Source organism: Burkholderia sp. NRF60-BP8 (assembly GCF_001522585.2).
Lineage (GTDB): Bacteria > Pseudomonadota > Gammaproteobacteria > Burkholderiales > Burkholderiaceae > Burkholderia.
In genome coordinates, this window is record NZ_CP013373.1 from 1,675,706 (window position 1) to 1,694,892 (window position 19,187).

The following is a 19,187-nucleotide window of genomic DNA, read 5'->3' on the forward strand; positions in this document are numbered from 1 at the left end:
CCATCGCCGTATTCATCCGGCGCCGCCGCTTCACGTGTGCGGCGCCTTTTACAAGAAGCAAACAGGAAAACGCATGACCCAACCGAAGATCCATCCTCGACTCGAAAAGGCGCTGACGCGCGGCGATCTCGCGATCCGCCAGGCCAATTCCGCGCGGGCGACTGCCGTGCTGCAGGCACTCGGCACGATGATCATCGAGGCCTCCGCAACGATCGGTGTCGAGGCCAGCATCGACATTCCGCAAGGCGATCGGATTTACGATCCCGTCAACGGCCTCTGGCCGCAGAAGATGCTGGTGTCGTTCGACGGCCCGGTGGACGAAGCCGACAAGGAAGAGCTGCGCACGGTCTATCTGCTGGCCGACGATCCCGGTACGCAGTTCCGCGTCGAATGGCATCGCGCGGACGGCAAGCTCGGTCGCCAGGAAGGCGGACCGCTCGCGACCGTCGCGTTCCTGACCGACGTCGAGATTCCGTGGAGCGACGACGACGAGTAACGTCGTCGCATGAAGCCGGCGGCCGGTGCGCCGGCCGTCAGCGCATCATCCGCCGCCGGAACAGCCACGCGGACAGCAGGAACCCACCGATCGCATAGCCGGCGAGCACCGCGACGTGCAACGCGATGTCGGTCGCCGGCCGGCCGAGCATCGCAGGGCGGATCAGCTCGACCGCGTTCGCGAGCGGCAGCGCCTGGGCCGCGTGCTGCGCGAGCGGCGGCAACTGCGCGATCGGGAAGAACACGCCCGAGAGCAGCAGCATCGGCGTCAGCACGAGCGTCTGATAGAACATGAAGAAATCGTACGACGGTGCGAGCGCCGTGACGATCATCGCGAGGCTCGCGAACGCAAGGCCGGCCAGCGCGATCACGGGCAGCACCGCGAGCATCGACGGAAACTGCGCGTAGCCGAGCCCGCCCGCGACGAGCATGATCGCGCCGCCCGACAACATCGCCTTGCTGGCCGCCCAGACGATCTCGCCGAGCACGATGTCGCCGAGTGCGAGCGGCGTATGCATGATCGCTTCCCACGTGCGCTGCACGTGCATCCGCGAGAAACCCGAATACATCGATTCGAAGCTCGCGGACATCATCACGCTCGAGCCGACCGTGCCGGCCGCGAGGAACGCGATGTACGACACGCCGTCGACGTGGCCGAGCATCAGGCCGAGCCCGAAACCCAGCCCGAACAGATAGATCATCGGATCGGCGAGATTGCCGAACATCGATGCGAGCGCGAGCTTGCGCCACACGAGATAGTTGCGCCGCCACACGGCGATCCAGTTGCTGGCGTTCGCCGGCATCGCTATCGCGAGGCGCGATTCGCGCGGCGGGGCCGATGGCGTGGTAGCGGAATAGTGACGGACGTCCATGGTCGATCAATCCTGCATCTCGCGGCCCGTGAGCCGCAGGAACACATCCTCCAGATTGGCCGGGCGATGCAGATAGCGCAGCCCCGGACGGCCCTTGAGTCGTGCGCTGACCGGTTCGGGGTCGGTCACATAGCAGAATAGCGTCTCGCCGCTGATCTCGGTGTGCTTCGCGAATGCGGACAACTCGTCGCGCAGCGCGGCCGGATCGGGCCCGTAGATCTCGATCACGTCGCAACCGATTTCCGATTCGATCAGCGCGTGCGGCGCACCTTCGGCGATCTTGCGGCCTTCCTCGATCACGCACAGCCGATCGCACAGGCGCTCGGCTTCCTCCATGAAATGCGTGGTGATCAGGATCGTCTTGCCGCGCGCGAGCAGCGAGCGCAGCCGCTCCCACATCAGGTGCCGCGCCTGAGGGTCGAGGCCCGTCGTCGGTTCGTCGAGCACCAGCACATCGGGATCGTTGACGAGCGCGCGGGCGAGCGTGAGGCGGCGCTTCATGCCGCCCGACAGCTCGCCGACTTTCGCATCGGCCTTGTTCTCGAGCTTCGCGAATTCGAGCAGCGGCGGCACGAGTGCGCGCGCGGCCTGCGCCGACATCCCGAAATAGCGGCTGAACACGAGCAGGTTTTCCCGGACCGTGAAGTCGGGGTCGAGGTTGTCGAACTGCGGGACGACGCCGACCCGCCGGCGCGCATGTCGCGCACGCGATGGAACCGGTTCGCCGCACAGCGAAATGGTGCCTGCATCGGGATGCGCGAGGCCGAGCAGCATCTTCAGCGTCGTGGTCTTGCCGGCGCCATTCGGCCCGAGCAGGCCGTAGCATTCGCCGGCCTTCACGTTGAAGGACAGACCGTCGACGACGAGCTTGTCGCCATAGTGCTTTTCGACGTTGCGGAAATCGATCGGTACGACGGACATGGGCGGGTTGTCGTTGTATGCGGATACGTTCCGTTGCCGGTTGCGTGGCGGGCCGGCGAACGGATCGCGCGAATGCGTGTCACATGGGCATGGCCGAAGCATACGACGCCGGTGCGACGCGATCCGCTCCAGATGGAACGGGCCATTCTAGTGCATCGGCTGCATCGCTTCAGCGCATGCCTGCACGGTGCGATGCAGGTGCGCACCGATCGTGCACCGCATCATCGCGCACGCGCCGCGCGGGGCGAATCAGCGTTTTCCATCCCTTGCGTCCTGAATTGCGGCGCACCATGATGAATGCGTAGGCTCGTTGTCGCGATAGGGAGGCTCCATGGCTAGCTACAACAAGATTTTGCTGTGCTACGACGGCACGCTCGAAGGGCGCAAGGCGCTGCGTTGCGGCGCCAATCTCGCAATGGACCTGAAGGCCGAAACGCATTTGCTGTCGGTCGTCGACATGCGTTCGAGTATTGCGCAAAGCGCAGGCTTGCTGACCGATGTCGCATGCGGGCGCTTCGAGGAAACCGCGCGCGAAATCCTGCAGGAAGGCGTGAACTGGCTGCGCGAGCGCGGCGTCCAGGCCGAAGGCCATTTCGCGTTCGGTTATCCGATCGACGAAATCGCGAATCTCGCGTCGGAGCTGAAGGTCGATCTCGTCGTCGTCGGCCACCGGTGCCGCAGCGGATTGTCGAGATGGTGGATGGGGTCGGGCAACACGCAACTGCTCGATCGCGTGAACTGCAGCATTCTGGTGGCGTGTTCGTCGGCGGAAGAGCAGAAGGCCGAAATCGCGCGCGAGCGTGAAGCAACCCTCGCGAGCGGCAAATGATCTAAAGGCCGGATGGCCGCCTGACCGGCGATGCATGCCGGTCAGGCGGCGCACGGCATCGGTAGTGCGCGCGTTGATCGCGGCCTGCTACGCATGCAGGTCGATGCCGGACAATTTCCACGAGAACAGCCCGAAGCGGTGGAAGATCGCCGCATAACGCGTGCCGTCGGCGCTGCGCTGATACGTCACGACGAATTCATCGATATTTCGGTAGCCCGCGCTGGTTTGCTGCTGGTGCGGCGCTGGCGCTGCTTCGCTCGGGCTGGCCGGTGCGGCGGGCGCGGGTGCCGGTGCCGATGCCGATGCCGATGCCGATGCCGCCGAAGCGGCCGTGTTGCCGCCCGGTGCGCCGGCACTTGCCGGCGCAGGATGGGCAGGTGGTGCGGCAGGCGTGTTGCCGGGTGCATTGCCTGCTGGCGGCCGGTTTGACCATTCGGGCGGACGCTCGCCCGGATTGCCGCGCGGCGGCAATCCGCTCATCAGTGCGGCGACACCCTCCGGGGTCGCGTACGCATCCACCAGCGGGCCGATCAGCGCAGACCCGATCAGCGCGCCGAGCACCGCGAACGGATTGTTTTTCTTCACGGCGTCGATCCGGCGCATCAATTCTTCCGTGACTTGCTGCTTCAGGCTGATGCGCAGCGACGGAAAGTCGACATATTCGCTGATCGCCTGTGCATCACGCGCATCGATGGCCGATTTCAGGCGACCGAGCGCGACATACGGCGACGCGTACGCATAGCCGAGCGTCGCAATGACGGCGACGATCAGCACGACGATCAGCAGGGGCTTGAGGCGCCGTGCGCGGCGCGACGATCCAGTCACGTTGCCTCCGGTGCGGGAACGTTCCGAAATCAGAGACCGCCCGGCGTGGCCGATCGTTCCTCCGCAATGCAGCGATCGATCATTCGGCACACGGCATCGATCGTACCCACCATGATCAGGCGCGAGCGGCCGTGATAGACGCGCACCGGCGCGCGGCGTGCGGGTTCCGCGTGATTCAGACCGGCATTCAGCGATACCCGCGCGAATGCGGGAAGCGCTGACGGCAGCAGGGACGCCTGCCGTTCGACTGCGACTTCTTGTTGCACTGGCGCTGCCGCGGACAGCGGCGCGCAGGGCGTGCGGCCGCGCAGATGACGCAGGCGACCGAATTGACGGAAAGGCAGCAGGCGGGCAAGGCGTTCCATGATGTTCTCCTGGAGAGACGGAATGTCAGAGTTCGCCCGAGCGGATCAGCCCGACGGCGATGCCTTCCAGCGCGAAATCCGCGCTGCCGGCCTTGACGAAGATGTTTTCGTAATCCGGGTTCTCCGCGATCAGCTCGAGGCCGCCGGGCCGGCGCATCAGGCGCTTGACCGTGACGTCGTCGCCGAGACGCGCGACGATGATCTGGCCGTCCTTCGCTTCCGTGCGCTTCTGCACGGCGAGGAGATCGCCGTCGAGAATGCCGGCGTCGCGCATCGACAGGCCGCGCACCTTCAGCAGGTAGTCGGGCTTGCTGGTGAACAGCGCGGGATCGCACGCGTAATGCTGCGAGATATGCTCCTGCGCGAGGATCGGGCTACCGGCCGCGACACGGCCGACGAGCGGCAGCGACAGTTGCATCAGGCCGGCGTGCGGCAGCGTGAATTGGTGCGGGGCATCGTCGATGCCGAGCAGCCGGATGCCGCGCGATGCGCCGGCGGCCAGCTCGATCACGCCCTTGCGCGCCAGCGCGCGCAGATGCTCCTCGGCCGCATTCGGCGAGCTGAAGCCCAGTTCGGCCGCGATCTCGGCGCGGGTGGGCGGGAATCCGGAGCGCTCGATCGCGCGACGGATCAAGTCGAACACTTGCTGCTGACGGGCGGTGAGTTTGGTCATGGCTCAACTGTATGGATAGACAGTGAGCTGTATTTTTATACAGTACTTGGTGAATTTCAAGTGTTACTTGAGGTTCGACGCGATCGCGCCGATTCCGGCGCGATTTCGCGACGCCCGGACGCCGGTTTGTCCGCCGCAACCGTCCGCCCCGCATGCGTTAGCACTTTTGAGTATTAAAAAATGAGGAACGATTATTTTTAATCATGTAACCCGTTCGCTAGACTGGCCCGACATCGCAATACCGACAACACTGGAGAACCAAGGATGGCGAAGCGCAATACGGGGCTGGTGGGCGGCGTGGGCCGCCTGATCGCGACACTCGCGCTGGGCGCGGCGGCGGCGCTGGGCGTCGCGGCGCATGCGCAGGCCGATACGACTTTCCTGAACGTGTCGTACGACCCGACGCGGGAGCTGTATCAGGATTTCAACCAGGCGTTCGGCAAGGAGTGGAAGGCGAAGACGGGCGAAACCGTCAACTTCAAGCAGTCGCACGGCGGCTCGGGCGCGCAGGCGCGCTCGGTGCTCGACGGCCTGCAGGCCGACGTCGTCACGCTGGCGCTGGCGTACGACATCGACGCGCTCGCGAACAAGGGGCTGGTGAGCAAGGATTGGCAGAAGCGCCTGCCCGACAACGCGTCGCCGTACACGTCGACGATCGTGTTCCTCGTGCGCAAGGGCAATCCGAAGGGGATCAAGGACTGGGACGACCTGACCAAGCCGGGCATCTCGATCGTCACGCCGAATCCGAAGACCTCGGGCGGCGCGCGCTGGAACTACCTGGCCGCATGGGCATACGCGCTGCACAAGCCGGGCGGCAACGAGCAGACGGCGAAGGAATTCGTCACGAAGCTCTACAAGAACGCCGGCGTGCTCGATTCGGGCGCGCGGGGCGCGACGACGAGCTTCGTGCAGCGCGGGATCGGCGACGTGCTGATCGCGTGGGAAAACGAGGCGTTCCTGTCGGTCAAGGAATTCGGTACCGACAAATTCGAGATCGTCGTGCCGTCGGTGAGCATCCTGGCCGAGCCGCCCGTCGCGGTGGTCGACAAGGTGGTCGACAAGAAGGGCACGCGCAAGCTGGCCGAGGCCTACCTGAACTTCCTGTACAGCCCGCAGGGCCAGGAAATCGCGGCGCGCAACTATTACCGGCCGCGTTCGAAGAACGTGCCGGCGGAGCTGACCAAGCAGTTCCCGAAGCTGAAGCTGTACACGGTCGACGACACGTTCGGCGGCTGGACGAATGCGCAGAAGACGCATTTCGCGGACGGCGGCGTGTTCGATTCGATCTACAAGCCGCAGTAACGCCATAACGACAAGCGGCGCGCCACGACAGCGCGCCGCATCCCCGACGGCCCGCCGGCGCGATTCGTTGCGCCGGCGTTTGCGTCGGGCCCATGAGCAGCATCGACCCAGCAAGAGCATCCGATGACGACGTACACCTTTCGCAAGCCGAGCGCGCTGCCCGGTTTCGGCGTGACACTCGGCATCACGGTGGCCTATTTGAGCCTCGTGGTGCTGATTCCGCTCGCCGCCACGTTCCTGAAGACCGCGACGCTGTCGTGGAGCCAGTTCGTCACCGCCGTCACGTCGCCGCGCGTGCTCGCGTCGTACCGGCTGACGTTCTCGGCCGCGTTCGGCGGCGCGCTGATCAATGCCGTGTTCGGCTTCCTCGTCGCGTGGGTGCTGGTGCGCTACACGTTCCCGTTCAAGCGCCTCGTCGATGCGATCGTCGATCTGCCGTTCGCGCTGCCGACGTCGGTGGCCGGCATCTCGCTCGCGGCCGTGTACGCGACCAACGGCTGGGTCGGCCAGTATCTGGCGCCGCTCGGCATCAAGATCGCGTTCACGCCGGCCGGCGTGCTGGTCGCGCTGACCTTCATCGGGCTGCCGTTCGTCGTGCGCACCGTGCAGCCGGTGCTCGAGGATTTCGAGCGCGAGCAGGAAGAAGCCGCCGCGTGCCTCGGCGCGTCGCGTTGGCTGACGTTCCGGCGCGTCGTGCTGCCGGCCGTGCTGCCGGCGCTGCTCACCGGTTTCGCGCTGGCGTTCGCGCGCGCGCTCGGCGAATACGGATCGGTGATCTTCATCGCCGGCAACGTGCCGATGAAATCCGAGATCACGTCGCTGCTGATCATCACGAAGCTCGAGCAGTACGACTACGCGGGCGCGACCGCGCTGGCGGTCGTGATGCTGGTCGTGTCGTTCCTGATGCTGCTGCTGATCAACACGCTGCAGTGGTATCTGCAGCGCAGGACGAGCAAGGGCGCGAGCGGTCCGGCGCCCGTCGCCGTCAGCGCTGTCGCAGCAGGAGGCCAGCAATGAGCCAGGAGGCCACCGTCGTGCTGAAAACCCCGTCGCCGGCCGCGCGCGCCGCGAAGCGGCTCGACCCCGTCAGCGAGTCGCGCGTCGTGCGCTGGCTGCTCACGGGCATCGCGCTGGCGTTTCTCGCGTTCTTCCTCGTCGTACCGCTCGCCGCGGTGTTCGTCGAGGCGCTGCGCAAGGGCGTCGGCTTCTATCTCGAATCGCTGGCCGATCCCGATGCGTGGTCGGCGATCAAGCTGACGCTGACCGTCGCCGCGATCGCGGTGCCGCTGAACCTCGTGTTCGGCGTGTGCGCATCGTGGGCGATCGCGAAGTTCGAATTCCGCGGCAAGGCGCTGCTGACGACGCTGATCGACCTGCCGTTCTCGGTGTCGCCGGTGATCTCGGGCCTCGTGTACGTGCTGCTGTTCGGCGCGCAGGGCTGGTTCGGGCCGTGGCTGCAGGATCACGACGTCCAGATCATCTTCGCGGTGCCGGGCATCGTGCTCGCGACGATCTTCGTCACGTTCCCGTTCGTCGCGCGCGAGCTGATTCCGCTGATGCAGGCGCAAGGCACCGACGAGGAAGAAGCCGCGCGCGTGCTCGGCGCGTCGGGCTGGCAGATCTTCCGCCGCGTGACGCTGCCGAACGTGAGGTGGGGGCTGCTGTACGGCGTGATCCTGTGCAATGCGCGCGCGATGGGCGAGTTCGGCGCGGTGTCGGTCGTGTCCGGCCACATCCGCGGCGTGACCGACACGATGCCGCTGCACGTGGAGATCCTGTACAACGAATACAACTTCGCGGCGGCGTTCGCGGTAGCGTCGGTGCTGGCGCTGCTCGCGCTCGTCACGCTCGCGCTCAAGCTGATCGCCGAGCGTCATCTCGCGGCCGAACTGGCCGACGCGCACGACGCCGGTCCCGCACATGCCGGCCCTGTCGGCGCCGTTTCGTCGAAATCGTAAAGAGGCAACCAGAATGGGTATCACCGTCCGTAATCTTCAGAAGCGCTTCGGCGATTTCACGGCGCTCGACGACGTGTCGCTCGACTTTCCGCCCGGCGAACTGGTCGCGCTGCTCGGGCCGTCCGGCTGCGGCAAGACCACGCTGCTGCGCGTGATCGCGGGCCTCGAGCACGCGGACGCCGGCCAGGTCGTGCTGCAGGGGCTCGACGTGGCGTCGGTCGGCGCGCGCGACCGCCAGGTCGGCTTCGTGTTTCAGCACTACGCGCTGTTCCGCCACATGACGGTGTTCGAGAACGTCGCGTTCGGGCTGCGCGTGAAGCCGCGCCGCGAGCGGCCGTCGGAAGCCGCGATTCGCGACAAGGTGCACGAGCTGCTCAAGCTCGTGCAGCTCGACTGGCTCGCGCAGCGGTACCCGTCCGAGTTGTCGGGCGGCCAGCGCCAGCGCATCGCGCTGGCCCGCGCGCTCGCGGTCGAGCCGAAAGTGCTGCTGCTCGACGAGCCGTTCGGCGCGCTCGACGCGAAGGTCCGCAAGGAACTGCGCGGCTGGCTGCGTCGGCTGCACGACGACCTGCACATCTCGACGATCTTCGTCACGCACGACCAGGAAGAGGCGCTCGAAGTGGCCGATCGCATCGTCGTGCTGAACCGCGGCCACGTCGAGCAGGTCGGCAGCCCGCAGGACGTCTACGATCATCCGCAAAGCGCGTTCGTGTACGAGTTCCTCGGCGCGGCGAACCGGTTGCCGGGCACGGTTGCCGGGCGTGGCTTCGTCGCCGAGGGCGCGGCTGCGCCGATCGAGGTCGACGCCGATTTCGCGGGCCCCGCGAACGCTTACGTGCGGCCGCACGATCTGCAGCTGTGGCCGGCGGGCGAAGGGCACCGCGACGGCATCGCGGTGGACGTGCGGCGCGTGATTCCGCTCGGCGGTTCGGTGCGCGTGGAACTCGAGGCGCGCGCGGGCGGCGCGCTCGAGGCGGAACTCGACCGCGACGCATGGCGGGCGCTTTCGCTGCAAGTCGGCGACGGCGCGACGGCCGTGCCGCGCGCCGTGCGGGTGTTTCCCGCCCGTTGACGGGACAATGCAGGGCAGGGGGCTGGATTCGCTCCGATTCGACAATCAAACAACGACAGCCTAAGAGGCATACCCATGAATTTTCAGCAATTGCGGTTCGTGCGCGAAGCGGTGCGTCAGAACATGAACCTGACGGAAGTCGCGAACGTGCTGTACACGTCGCAGTCGGGCGTGTCGAAACAGATCAAGGATCTGGAGGATGAGCTCGGCGTCGACATCTTCATTCGGCGCGGCAAGCGGCTGACGGGGCTCACGGAGCCGGGCAAGGCGGTGCACCAGCTGATCGAGCGGATGCTGCTGGACGCCGAGAACCTGCGCCGCGTCGCGCGCCAGTTCGCCGATCAGGACAGCGGCCACCTCGTCGTCGCGACGACGCACACGCAGGCGCGCTACGCGCTGCCGAAGGTGATCCGGCAGTTCACCGACGTGTTCCCGAAGGTGCATCTCGCGCTGCGCCAGGGCAGCCCGCAGCAGATCGCGCAGATGATCCTGAACGGCGAGGCCGATCTCGGCATCTCGACCGAAGCGCTCGACCGCTATCCGGACATCGTCACGTTCCCGTGCTATTCGTGGCACCACACGGTCGTCGTGCCGAAGGGCCACCCGCTCGTCGGTCGCGAGAACCTGACGCTCGACGAGATTGCCGAGTACCCGATCATCACGTACGACCAGGACTTCACGGGCCGCTCGCACATCGACCAGGCGTTCGCGCAGGCGGGCGCCGTGCCGGACGTCGTGCTGACCGCGATCGACGCGGACGTGATCAAGACCTACGTCGAGCTCGGAATGGGGATCGGCGTCGTCGCGGCGATGGCCTACGATCCGCAGCGCGACACGGGGCTCGTCGCGCTCGACACGCAGCACCTGTTCGAGGCGAGCACGACGCGGGTCGGCCTGCGCAAGGGCGCGTTCCTGCGTGCGTATGCGTACCGGCTGATCGAAATGTTCGCGCCGCATCTTAACGAAGCGGAAATCGCGGGGCTGTTGCGCGAAGCCGTTTGATCGGCGCATGTCGCCTGCCGTCCGGGCAGATACCGCGGACGGTGCGCGACGTGCGCCGCGCATAGCCTGCCGCACACCGCACGGGGCGGCGGAGGGGATTGCCGCCGGCGCGTCCGAATCATCAGCCGAGGCATCCGATCGAGTGCGTCGCGTCAGGGCGATCGGCGCGCGTTTCTGTGCCAACAGAAAAACAAGAACGGTCTGCAACGCCGAATCTCGGCGCGGAACGCCAGATCGGCAGCCATCCTCGTTCACGAGGCAGCGCGATACGAATCGCCGGTTCCGTTACAGTCGGCCGCATATCGGGCCGGTGGATGCCGGCGATCCGCGTGCCGATCGCGTCGTTCGCGCCGAACCGCTTCATCGTCGGCCCGCCGCCTGCGACGCGCATCGGCGAGCCGCCGTCGGCATCGAGACTGTCGCATTTGCGCGTCGCGGAGCGCACTCGCGCGCTCCGAATAAACCCTTAAATATTGATCAGACAGGTTGCGCGCCGAAGCGAATCGGTACAGCATAGCCTTCACTCCGCCGGCGTCCCGCCGGCGGTGGCGCGTCGACGACAGCACGCGCCAGGCAGTCGGCCGTCTGCCTTGCTTCCATTCCGTGGTACCGACAGCAGCATCGATGGCCATTGCCCGGGTAGTGTGGCGCAAACGTTTGCTCACATTAAAACAACAACCAGATAACAATCCGGCCCTTCGGGCCAGTCGCCAGGAGATGTGTATGAATGTCCGCTTTCGCCGTCGCTTCCTGACCGCCGCGCTCGCCGCCGTCGCGGTGGTCGCCGCACCGGCTGTCCACGCGCAATCCGCCGCCGCCAAGCCGAAGGTCGCGCTCGTGATGAAGTCGCTCGCCAACGAGTTCTTCCTGACCATGGAAACGGGCGCGAAGGAATACCAGAAACACAACGCGAACCAGTTCGACCTGGTCACCAACGGCATCAAGGACGAGACCGACACCGCGAACCAGATCCGCATCGTCGAGCAGATGATCGTCTCGAAGGTCGACGCGATCGTGCTCGCGCCGGCCGATTCGAAGGCGCTCGTACCGGTCGTGAAGAAGGCCGTCGACGCCGGCATCGTCGTCGTCAACATCGACAACCGGCTCGATCCCGACGTGCTGAAGTCGAAGAACCTGAACGTGCCGTTCGTCGGCCCGGACAACCGCAAGGGCGCGCGCAAGGTCGGCGATTACCTCGCGAAGCGGCTGAAGGCGGGCGACCAGGTCGGCATCGTCGAAGGCGTGTCGACGACCACCAACGCCCAGCAGCGCACGGCCGGCTTCCAGGATGCGATGAAGGCGGGCGGGATGAAGGTCGTGTCGGTGCAGTCGGGCGAATGGGAGATCGACAAGGGCAATGCGGTGGCGGCCGCGATGCTCAACGAATACCCGAACCTGAAGGCGCTGCTGTGCGGCAACGACAACATGGCGATCGGCGCCGTGTCGGCCGTGCGCGCGGCCGGCAAGCAGGGCAAGGTGCTCGTGGTCGGCTACGACAACATCAACGCGATCAAGCCGATGCTGAAGGACGGCCGCGTGCTCGCGACCGCCGACCAGTACGCGGCGAAGCAGGCCGTGTTCGGCATCGACACGGCGCTCAAGGCGATCGCCGAGCATCGCAAGCAGGCCGACATGTCCGGCGTGGTCGAGACGCCGGTGGATCTCGTGACGAAGTAACGCCGCACCGGTCCGGCCGCCGCCCTCAAGAATCCGGCGCGGCGGCCGTTATCCGGTGTGAGCGCGATCACGGCCACTGCATGCACATGCACTTGTGAGCGTCATATCCGCGCGCCCCGGGCGCGCGGCCGCAACCAGGATCGCGATGGAACCGACCTTCCAACCCTCCCGTTCAGCCCACCCCGTGCTGGCCGTATCCGGCATCGGCAAGACCTATGCCGAACCCGTGCTCGCCGACGTCACGTTGACGCTCGACGCGGGCCAGGCGCTCGCGCTGACGGGCGAGAACGGCGCCGGCAAGAGCACGCTGTCGAAGATCATCGGCGGGCTCGTCGACCCGACCGCCGGCACGATGCAGCTCGGCGGCCAGGCCTATGCGCCGGCGAGCCGCACGCAGGCCGAAGCGCTCGGCGTGCGCATGGTGATGCAGGAACTGAACCTGCTGCCGACGCTGAGCGTCGCCGAAAACCTGTTCCTGAACCGCCTGCCGCGGCGCTTCGGGATCATCGATCGCGTGCGGCTGCGCGACGACGCACGCGCGGCGATGGCGCAGGTCGGGCTCGACGCGGTCGATCCGGATACGCCGGTCGGCGCGCTCGGCATCGGCCACCAGCAGATGGTCGAGATCGCGCGCAACCTGATCGGCGACTGCCGCGTGCTGATTCTCGACGAGCCGACCGCGATGCTGACCGCGCGCGAAGTCGAGCTGCTGTTCGAGCAGATCGACCGGCTGAAGGCGCGCGGCGTCGCGATCGTCTACATCTCGCACCGGCTCGAAGAGCTCGCGCGCGTCGCCGAGCGCGTCGCGGTGCTGCGCGACGGCCGGCTCGTGCATGTGGGCGACATGGCGGCGACGACGTCCGACGGGCTCGTTACGCTGATGGTCGGGCGCGAGATCGGCGAACACATCGATCTCGGCGAACGGCGTTTCGGCGCGCCGCGGCTCGCGGTGTCGGGTCTCACGCGCGGCACGGCCGTGCGCGACGTGTCGCTCGAGGTACGCGCGGGCGAGATCTTCGGCATCTCGGGGTTAATCGGCGCGGGCCGCACCGAGCTGCTGCGGCTGATCTACGGCGCCGACACGCCCGATGCGGGGACGATCGCGGTGGGCCAGCCGCTGAAGCCGGCGCGGATCGCGTCGCCGGTCGACGCGGTGCGGCAGGGCATCGCGCTGATCACCGAGGATCGCAAGGGCGAGGGGCTGCTGCTGTCGCAGTCGATCACCGCGAACGTGTCGCTTGGCCAGCTCGACCGGCTCGCGCGCGGCGGCATCGTCGATGCGGCGCGCGAGACCGCGCTCGCCGAGCAGCAGATCGACGCGCTGCGCATCCGCACGCACGGGGCGACGCAGCCGGTCGGCGAGCTGTCGGGCGGCAACCAGCAGAAGGTCGTGATCGGCCGCTGGCTCGCGCGCGACATGGGCGTGCTGCTGTTCGACGAGCCGACGCGCGGGATCGACGTCGGCGCCAAATTCGAGATCTACACTTTGATGGGCGCGCTCGCGCGCGAAGGCCGCGCGCTCGTGGTCGTATCGAGCGACCTGCGCGAGCTGATGCTGATCTGCGACCGGATCGGCGTGATGTCGGCCGGCCGCATGACGGCCGTGTTCGAGCGCGGCAACTGGACCCAGGATGCGCTGCTGGCCGCGGCGTTCGCCGGCTTCGGCCGCGAGACGCCGGCGGCCGCCATGCAGCATCCGGATGCGGGGCAGGCGCGCGGCGCCGCTCCGGGCACTTCGACGACAGGACCACAGCAATGACCCAGCCTCCCGTATCCCCGACCGACGCAGGCGCGCAGCAGGACGTGACGGGGCGCCGCGCGCGCACGCTGTCCGGCACGCGGCTCGGCCTGTCGAACTATCTCGGGCTCGCCGGCGCGCTGGCCGCGATGATCGCGCTGTTTTCGGTGCTGAGCGCGCATTTCCTGACCTACGACACGTTCAGCACGATCGCGAACCAGATTCCCGATCTCGTCGTGATGTCGGTCGGGATGACCTTCGTGCTGATCATCGCCGGGATCGACCTGTCGGTCGGCTCGGTGCTCGCGCTGGCCGCGTCGATGGTCAGCGTCGCCGCGCTGAAATGGCAGTGGGGGCCGCTGCCGGCCGCGCTGATCGGAATCGCGGTCGCGACCGCGACGGGCGCGCTGACCGGCGCCGTCACGGTCGGCTGGCGGATTCCGTCGTTCATCGTGTCGCTCGGCGTGCTGGAGGCCGCTCGCGGCCTCGCGTACCAGCTGACGAATTCGCGCACCGCGTATATCGGCGACGCGTTCGATTTCCTGTCGAACCCGATCGCGCTGGGCATCTCGCCGGCGTTCCTGATCGCGGTCGCGGTGATGATCGCGGCCCAGTTCGTGCTCACGCGTACGGTGTTCGGGCGCTATCTGATCGGGATCGGCACGAACGAGGAAGCGGTGCGACTTGCAGGGGTTAACCCGCGGCCGTATAAAATTCTCGTATTCGCACTGATGGGCGCGCTCGCGGGGCTCGCGTCGCTGTTCCAGATTTCGCGGCTCGAGGCGGCCGATCCGAACGCGGGCGCGGGCCTCGAACTGCAGGTCATCGCCGCCGTCGTGATCGGCGGCACGAGCCTGATGGGCGGGCGCGGCTCGGTGATCAGCACGTTCTTCGGCGTGTTGATCATCTCCGTGCTGGCCGCGGGGCTGGCGCAGATCGGTGCGAACGAGCCGACGAAACGGATCATCACGGGTGCGGTCATCGTGGTGGCGGTCGTGCTCGATACGTATCGCAGCCGGCGTACGCGCGTGCGGTAAAAAGACACACAGAACAGACCAGAGAGAAACGGGAAATGGCGACGATCAAGGATGTGGCGGCCATGGCGGGCGTGTCGTTTACGACCGTCTCGCACGTGGTGAACAATTCGCGGCCGGTGTCCGCGGATGTGCGTGCGAAGGTCGAGGGCGCGATCCGCGAGCTGAATTACGTGCCGTCGGCCGTGGCGCGCTCGCTGAAGGCGCGGGCCACGGCGACCATCGGCCTCGTCGTGCCGAACAGCACGAATCCGTACTTCGCGGAGCTTGCGCGCGGCATCGAGGATCAGTGCGCGGCCAACGGCTATTGCGTGTTCTTCTGCAATTCGGACGACGATCCCGTGAAGCAGCGCAATTACCTGCGCGTGCTGCAGGAGAAACGCATCGACGGTCTGATCGTCGCGTCGGCGGGCGAGGACACGGTGCTCGCGCAGACGCTCGCCGATATCCACGCGCCGCTCGTCGTCGTCGACCGCAACATCGAGGGGCTCGCGGCCGATCTCGTCCAGATCGACCACGAGCGCGGCGCGTACCTGGCCACGCGCCATCTGCTCGAACTCGGGCACGCGAAGATCGGCTGCATCACCGGGCCGACCGACACCGCCGTCAGCGCGATGCGCGTGCACGGCTTCATCCGTGCGATGGCCGAGCGCGGGGTCGACATCGTGCCGGGCGCGATCGCCGAAAGCGATTTCTCGTGCCTGGGCGGCTATCACGCGGCGTCGCGGCTGTTCGAATCGGTGCGGCCGAGCGCGATCTTCGCGGGCAACGACCTGATGGGGGTCGGCGCGCTGCGCGCGGCGGCCGAGCGCGGGATGCGCGTGCCCGACGACTGCTCGATCATCGGGTTCGACGACATCGAATTTTCCCGCTACACGTATCCGGCGCTGTCGACGGTCGGCCAGTCGGTGCGCGCGCTCGGCGAAATGGCCGCGCAGACGCTGATCGAACGGATCGGCGGCGGTTCGAGCGCCGTGCCGAGCCGCCGCCGCGTCGTGTCGCCGCGCCTCGTGCTGCGCGAATCGACGGCGGTCTACCGCGAGCCGGCCGCGCCGGGCGCCCGCGCATGACGGCGAGCGCAATCGGCACCGGCCGCGTGACGGTGGTCGGCAGCCTCAACATGGATCTCGTCGTGCGGGCGCCGCGCTTGCCGCTGCCGGGCGAAACGCTGGCCGGGCACGCGTTCGCGCAGGCAGCGGGTGGCAAGGGCGGCAATCAGGCCGTCGCCGCCGCCCGGCTCGGCGCGCAGGTCGCGATGATCGGCTGCGTCGGCGCGGATGCGCACGGCGCGGCACTGCGCGCGGGCCTCGAGGTCGAGGGAATCGACTGCACGGGGCTCGCGACGAGCGCGTCGGCGTCGACCGGCGTCGCGCTGATCGTCGTCGACGATGCGAGCCAGAACGCGATCGTGATCGTCGCAGGCGGCAACGGCGAGGTCACGACCGACACGATCGCCCGGCACGAGGCCGCGCTCGCCGCGGCCGACGTGCTGATCTGCCAGCTCGAGACGCCGCCGGACGCGGTGTTCGCGGCCTTGTCGGCCGGGCGCCGGCTCGGCCGCACGGTGGTGCTCAATCCGGCCCCGGCCGTCGCGCCGCTGCCGGACGGCTGGCTGCCGCTCGTCGATTACCTGATCCCGAACGAGGTCGAGGCGGCCGCGCTCACCGGGCTGCCCGTGCGCGACCCGACGGAGGCCGAGGCCGCTGCACGGGCGCTCCAGGCCGGCGGTGCGCGCAACGTGCTGGTCACGCTCGGTGCGCGCGGCGTGCTCGCGTTGACGGCCGACGGCGCCGCGCGACACTATCCGGCGCCGGTCGTGCAGGCCGTCGACACGACGGCGGCCGGCGACACCTTCATCGGCGGCTTTTCCGCACGGCTCGCGGGGGGCGCGGATGTCGACACGGCCATCCGCTTCGCGCAACGCGCTGCGGCGCTGTCGGTCACGCGCGCGGGCGCACAACCGTCGATTCCGAGCCGCATCGAACTGGCCGACTAGGGCCGGATCACCGTTTTCCGGTTCCGCTACGCGGCCCGCCCGTCGCACGAGACGGCCGGCCGCGTACCGGCGCGCCTTTCTCCTGTTCGCCATCCCGCCCCGAATTGCGTCAATAATTCAGCCATTTGTAATAAACAGACGAATAATTCGAAATAATGACGCCAAAACCATCAAGTTATGCGCCACACGGTCGTAATTGCACCGAGTGAAGCAATGCTTCGAGCCAACGGGCCGAGCCCGTTCATGACGACGCAATACAGGATGGAAGATGGTGTTCAGGAACCTGACGATTCGTGCGCGCATCGGTTTGACGATGGCGTTTCTGGCGGTACTGCTGGGTGTCACCGGCGTACTCGGTCTGTACGGCATGACGCGTTCGAACGATTCGACGCGCGAGATTTTCACGAACCAGATGCCGAGCGCGGTCGACGTGTCGGTCGCGGAAATGTTCGCCGCGCGCGAGCGCCTCGCACTCGACCGGGCGGCGCTGCTGGCCGGCACGCCCGATTCCGCGGCTGCCGTCGAGCGCAGCCGCGCGATGCGCACGCAATCCGACGCATGGTGGCAGAAGTACCTCGCGCTGCCGCGCGGCGCCGAGGAGGATCGCCTCGCCCAGGGCGTCGCCGCTCGGCGCAAGGTGCTGCAGGATGCCTGCGACGCGTTCGCGAGCGCGATCGGCACGGGCGATCACGACCGGATCGGCGACGGCGCGAAGCAGCTGCAGGCGCGCTATAACGAACTGGCCGTGGCCGGCGAAGCGCTGCGCAACTTTCAGTTCACCGATGCGCAGGCGCGCTTCGATCAGGCGGAATCGGTGTTCGAGACGATGCGCGTGCTGTCGATCGTCGTGCTGCTGGCCGGCATCGGGGCCGCGGTGCTGTCGTGGCTGACGCTGAGCCGCGCGATCGGCCGCCCGATCGCCGATGCGCTGTCGCATTTCGACGCGATCGCCGCGGGCGACCTGCGCCGACCGATCGTCGTCGACCGGCGCGACGAGATGGGGCAGCTGCTGGAAGGCCTCGCGCGGATGCAGCGCGGGCTCGTCGACACGGTGCGCACCGTGCGCGGCGGCAGCGAGTCGATCGCGACCGCGGCTCGCCAGATCGCGGCCGGTAACATCGACCTGTCGTCGCGTACCGAGGAACAGGCCGCTGCGCTGCAGGAAACCGCGTCGAGCATGGAGCAACTGACCGGCACCGTGAAGCAGAATGCGGACAATGCGCGCCAGGCAAGCTCGCTGGCCGCGAATGCGTCCGACATTGCAAACAAGGGTAATACGGTGGTGGGCCAGGTGGTCGGCACGATGGGCGAAATCAACGACAGCTCGGCGAAAATCGCGGACATCATCACGATCATCGAGGGAATCGCGTTCCAGACCAACATACTTGCGCTGAATGCGGCCGTCGAAGCCGCGCGCGCGGGCGAGGAAGGCCGCGGCTTCGCGGTCGTCGCCGGCGAAGTGCGCAGCCTCGCGCAGCGTTCGTCGAGCGCGGCGAAGGAAATCAAGGCGCTGATCGACGCGTCAGTGGAGCGTATCCGGACCGGCTCGACGCTGGTCGACGAAGCCGGGCGCACGATGAACGAGGTGATCGGCGCGGTCCAGCGCGTGACGGACATCATGGGCGAGATCGCGGCGGCGTCCGAGGAGCAGAGCGGCGGGATCGACCAGGTGGCACGCGCGGTCGCGCAGATGGACGAAGTCACGCAGCAGAATGCGGCGCTCGTCGAGGAAGCCGCCGCCGCCGCGCAGTCGCTCGACGAACAGGCGACGCGCCTGCGCGAAACGGCGGCGGTATTCCAGCTCGACGACGAAGCGGCGCGTGCGGACACCGTCGTTGCGGCGGCGCGGCACGCACCACGCACGCCGTCCGCGCCGGCGGCGCCGGCACAGGCTGCCGCGCGCATCGAACGCGATGCCGCGCCGAAGCGCGCGGCCGCCGCGATGCCGGCGCGCAAGCCTGCCGCCGTATCGGCTGCGCCGGCGCCCGCGCCGGCCGTCGCGAGCGCCGGCGGCGACGACTGGGAGACGTTCTGATCCGAGTGCGCCGCGTATCTATCCCCATTTGGTGACGAACGACGCCCGCGCTCCGCGGGCGTCGTCGTTTCTGCGACAGGCCGAATGTGACAACGCGGACGATCGATCGGGCACAGGCACGTGCATCGCGCATCGTGCGTGACGCACCGACGGGTTCGCGCGGATGCGCTGCGTGCACGTCATGTTCCCGCGTTCACCGTACGGGTATGTCCGTAAGGGACTGCAAAAAAAGTTGTAACGGTGCGGGCGGCGTGTCATCGCACGCGGCCGCTCGAACGTATAGGGATGAAGGGGAGAAGTGGGGGTGTCGGCGGCGTCCAACGCACGAGCCGTTTCGATGTTCGACGAGACGCGGCGGATGCAGTTTCTGCGGCTCGGGAAGTCGATTGTAAA

At 67.5% G+C, this 19,187-nt stretch carries 19 protein-coding genes; 13 read left to right on the top strand and 6 right to left on the bottom strand.

What is annotated here, in order from left to right; all coding sequences use genetic code 11:
- The first annotated feature begins 73 nt into the window (after positions 1–73).
- A complete protein-coding gene (locus WS54_RS21190) occupies positions 74–496 on the top strand; it encodes a hypothetical protein (protein WP_034207242.1) in 423 nt (140 codons plus the stop codon).
- A 37-nt stretch (positions 497–533) separates the two neighbouring features.
- Here WS54_RS21190 and WS54_RS21195 read toward each other — a convergent pair whose 3' ends face one another.
- Positions 534–1,367 (bottom strand): ABC transporter permease, encoded by an 834-nt coding sequence (locus tag WS54_RS21195; protein ID WP_059785617.1) that lies wholly within the window; start codon positions 1,365–1,367, stop codon positions 534–536.
- Positions 1,368–1,373: 6 nt separating this feature from the next.
- A complete protein-coding gene (gene nodI, locus WS54_RS21200; protein ID WP_059785619.1) occupies positions 1,374–2,288 on the bottom strand; it encodes a nodulation factor ABC transporter ATP-binding protein NodI in 915 nt (304 codons plus the stop codon).
- A gap of 331 nt (positions 2,289–2,619) precedes the next feature.
- On the opposite strand from nodI, the gene WS54_RS21205 reads away from it, so the two are divergent.
- Entirely contained in the window at positions 2,620–3,117 is a 498-nt protein-coding gene (locus WS54_RS21205; protein ID WP_034207245.1) for a universal stress protein, read from the top strand.
- An 87-nt stretch (positions 3,118–3,204) separates the two neighbouring features.
- Here the strand turns inward: WS54_RS21205 and WS54_RS21210 are convergent, their stop codons facing one another.
- Genes WS54_RS21210 through lexA form a run of 3 tightly spaced genes read right to left on the bottom strand, consistent with a single transcriptional unit; the run spans position 3,205 to position 4,980 of the window.
- Entirely contained in the window at positions 3,205–3,942 is a 738-nt protein-coding gene (locus WS54_RS21210; protein WP_059785622.1) for a DUF2939 domain-containing protein, read from the bottom strand.
- Positions 3,943–3,971: 29 nt separating this feature from the next.
- Positions 3,972–4,307, bottom strand: coding sequence for a hypothetical protein (locus WS54_RS21215; RefSeq protein WP_034207247.1), 336 nt, complete (start codon positions 4,305–4,307; stop codon positions 3,972–3,974).
- 25 nt (positions 4,308–4,332) lie between these two features.
- The gene (lexA, locus tag WS54_RS21220) at positions 4,333–4,980 is read right to left on the bottom strand and encodes a transcriptional repressor LexA (protein WP_006476077.1); all 648 of its coding nucleotides are present in this window, start codon (positions 4,978–4,980) and stop codon (positions 4,333–4,335) included.
- 264 nt (positions 4,981–5,244) lie between these two features.
- On the opposite strand from lexA, the gene WS54_RS21230 reads away from it, so the two are divergent.
- The 5 genes from WS54_RS21230 (at position 5,245) to WS54_RS21250 (ending at position 10,314) form a co-directional block, all read left to right on the top strand.
- Positions 5,245–6,282: a sulfate ABC transporter substrate-binding protein gene (locus WS54_RS21230; protein ID WP_059785625.1), complete on the top strand. Its 1,038-nt coding sequence runs from the start codon at positions 5,245–5,247 to the stop codon at positions 6,280–6,282.
- 123 nt (positions 6,283–6,405) lie between these two features.
- On the top strand, positions 6,406–7,299 hold the full coding sequence (cysT, locus tag WS54_RS21235) for a sulfate ABC transporter permease subunit CysT (RefSeq protein ID WP_034207249.1): 894 nt from the start codon (positions 6,406–6,408) through the stop codon (positions 7,297–7,299).
- Entirely contained in the window at positions 7,296–8,240 is a 945-nt protein-coding gene (gene cysW / locus WS54_RS21240) for a sulfate ABC transporter permease subunit CysW (RefSeq protein WP_059785626.1), read from the top strand. Before cysT ends, cysW begins: the two co-directional genes overlap by 4 nt.
- 13 nt (positions 8,241–8,253) lie before the next feature.
- Complete coding sequence (locus WS54_RS21245; protein WP_059785629.1) at positions 8,254–9,312, top strand: sulfate/molybdate ABC transporter ATP-binding protein; 1,059 nt, start codon at positions 8,254–8,256, stop codon at positions 9,310–9,312.
- Between the two features lie 75 nt (positions 9,313–9,387).
- On the top strand, positions 9,388–10,314 hold the full coding sequence (locus WS54_RS21250) for a CysB family HTH-type transcriptional regulator (protein ID WP_059785631.1): 927 nt from the start codon (positions 9,388–9,390) through the stop codon (positions 10,312–10,314).
- Between the two features lie 121 nt (positions 10,315–10,435).
- On the opposite strand, the gene WS54_RS33745 is transcribed toward WS54_RS21250, so the two are convergent.
- Entirely contained in the window at positions 10,436–10,759 is a 324-nt protein-coding gene (locus tag WS54_RS33745) for a hypothetical protein (protein WP_159086701.1), read from the bottom strand.
- A gap of 278 nt (positions 10,760–11,037) precedes the next feature.
- Here WS54_RS33745 and WS54_RS21260 point away from each other — a divergent pair, with 278 nt between their 5' ends.
- The 6 genes from WS54_RS21260 (at position 11,038) to WS54_RS21285 (ending at position 18,794) form a co-directional block, all read left to right on the top strand.
- Positions 11,038–11,991, top strand: coding sequence for a sugar ABC transporter substrate-binding protein (locus WS54_RS21260; protein WP_059785633.1), 954 nt, complete (start codon positions 11,038–11,040; stop codon positions 11,989–11,991).
- Positions 11,992–12,136: 145 nt separating this feature from the next.
- Positions 12,137–13,750 (top strand): sugar ABC transporter ATP-binding protein, encoded by a 1,614-nt coding sequence (locus tag WS54_RS21265; protein WP_059785636.1) that lies wholly within the window; start codon positions 12,137–12,139, stop codon positions 13,748–13,750.
- Complete coding sequence (locus WS54_RS21270; protein ID WP_059785638.1) at positions 13,747–14,766, top strand: ABC transporter permease; 1,020 nt, start codon at positions 13,747–13,749, stop codon at positions 14,764–14,766. The genes WS54_RS21265 and WS54_RS21270 overlap by 4 nt, the downstream gene beginning before the upstream one ends.
- 35 nt (positions 14,767–14,801) lie before the next feature.
- Positions 14,802–15,833 carry a LacI family DNA-binding transcriptional regulator gene (locus WS54_RS21275; protein WP_059785640.1) on the top strand — a complete coding sequence of 344 codons (1,032 nt, stop codon included), beginning with the start codon at positions 14,802–14,804 and terminating at the stop codon, positions 15,831–15,833.
- On the top strand, positions 15,830–16,759 hold the full coding sequence (gene rbsK / locus WS54_RS21280) for a ribokinase (RefSeq protein WP_059785642.1): 930 nt from the start codon (positions 15,830–15,832) through the stop codon (positions 16,757–16,759). Before WS54_RS21275 ends, rbsK begins: the two co-directional genes overlap by 4 nt.
- A gap of 268 nt (positions 16,760–17,027) precedes the next feature.
- The gene (locus WS54_RS21285; protein WP_059785644.1) at positions 17,028–18,794 is read left to right on the top strand and encodes a methyl-accepting chemotaxis protein; all 1,767 of its coding nucleotides are present in this window, start codon (positions 17,028–17,030) and stop codon (positions 18,792–18,794) included.
- Positions 18,795–19,187: the final 393 nt, after the last annotated feature.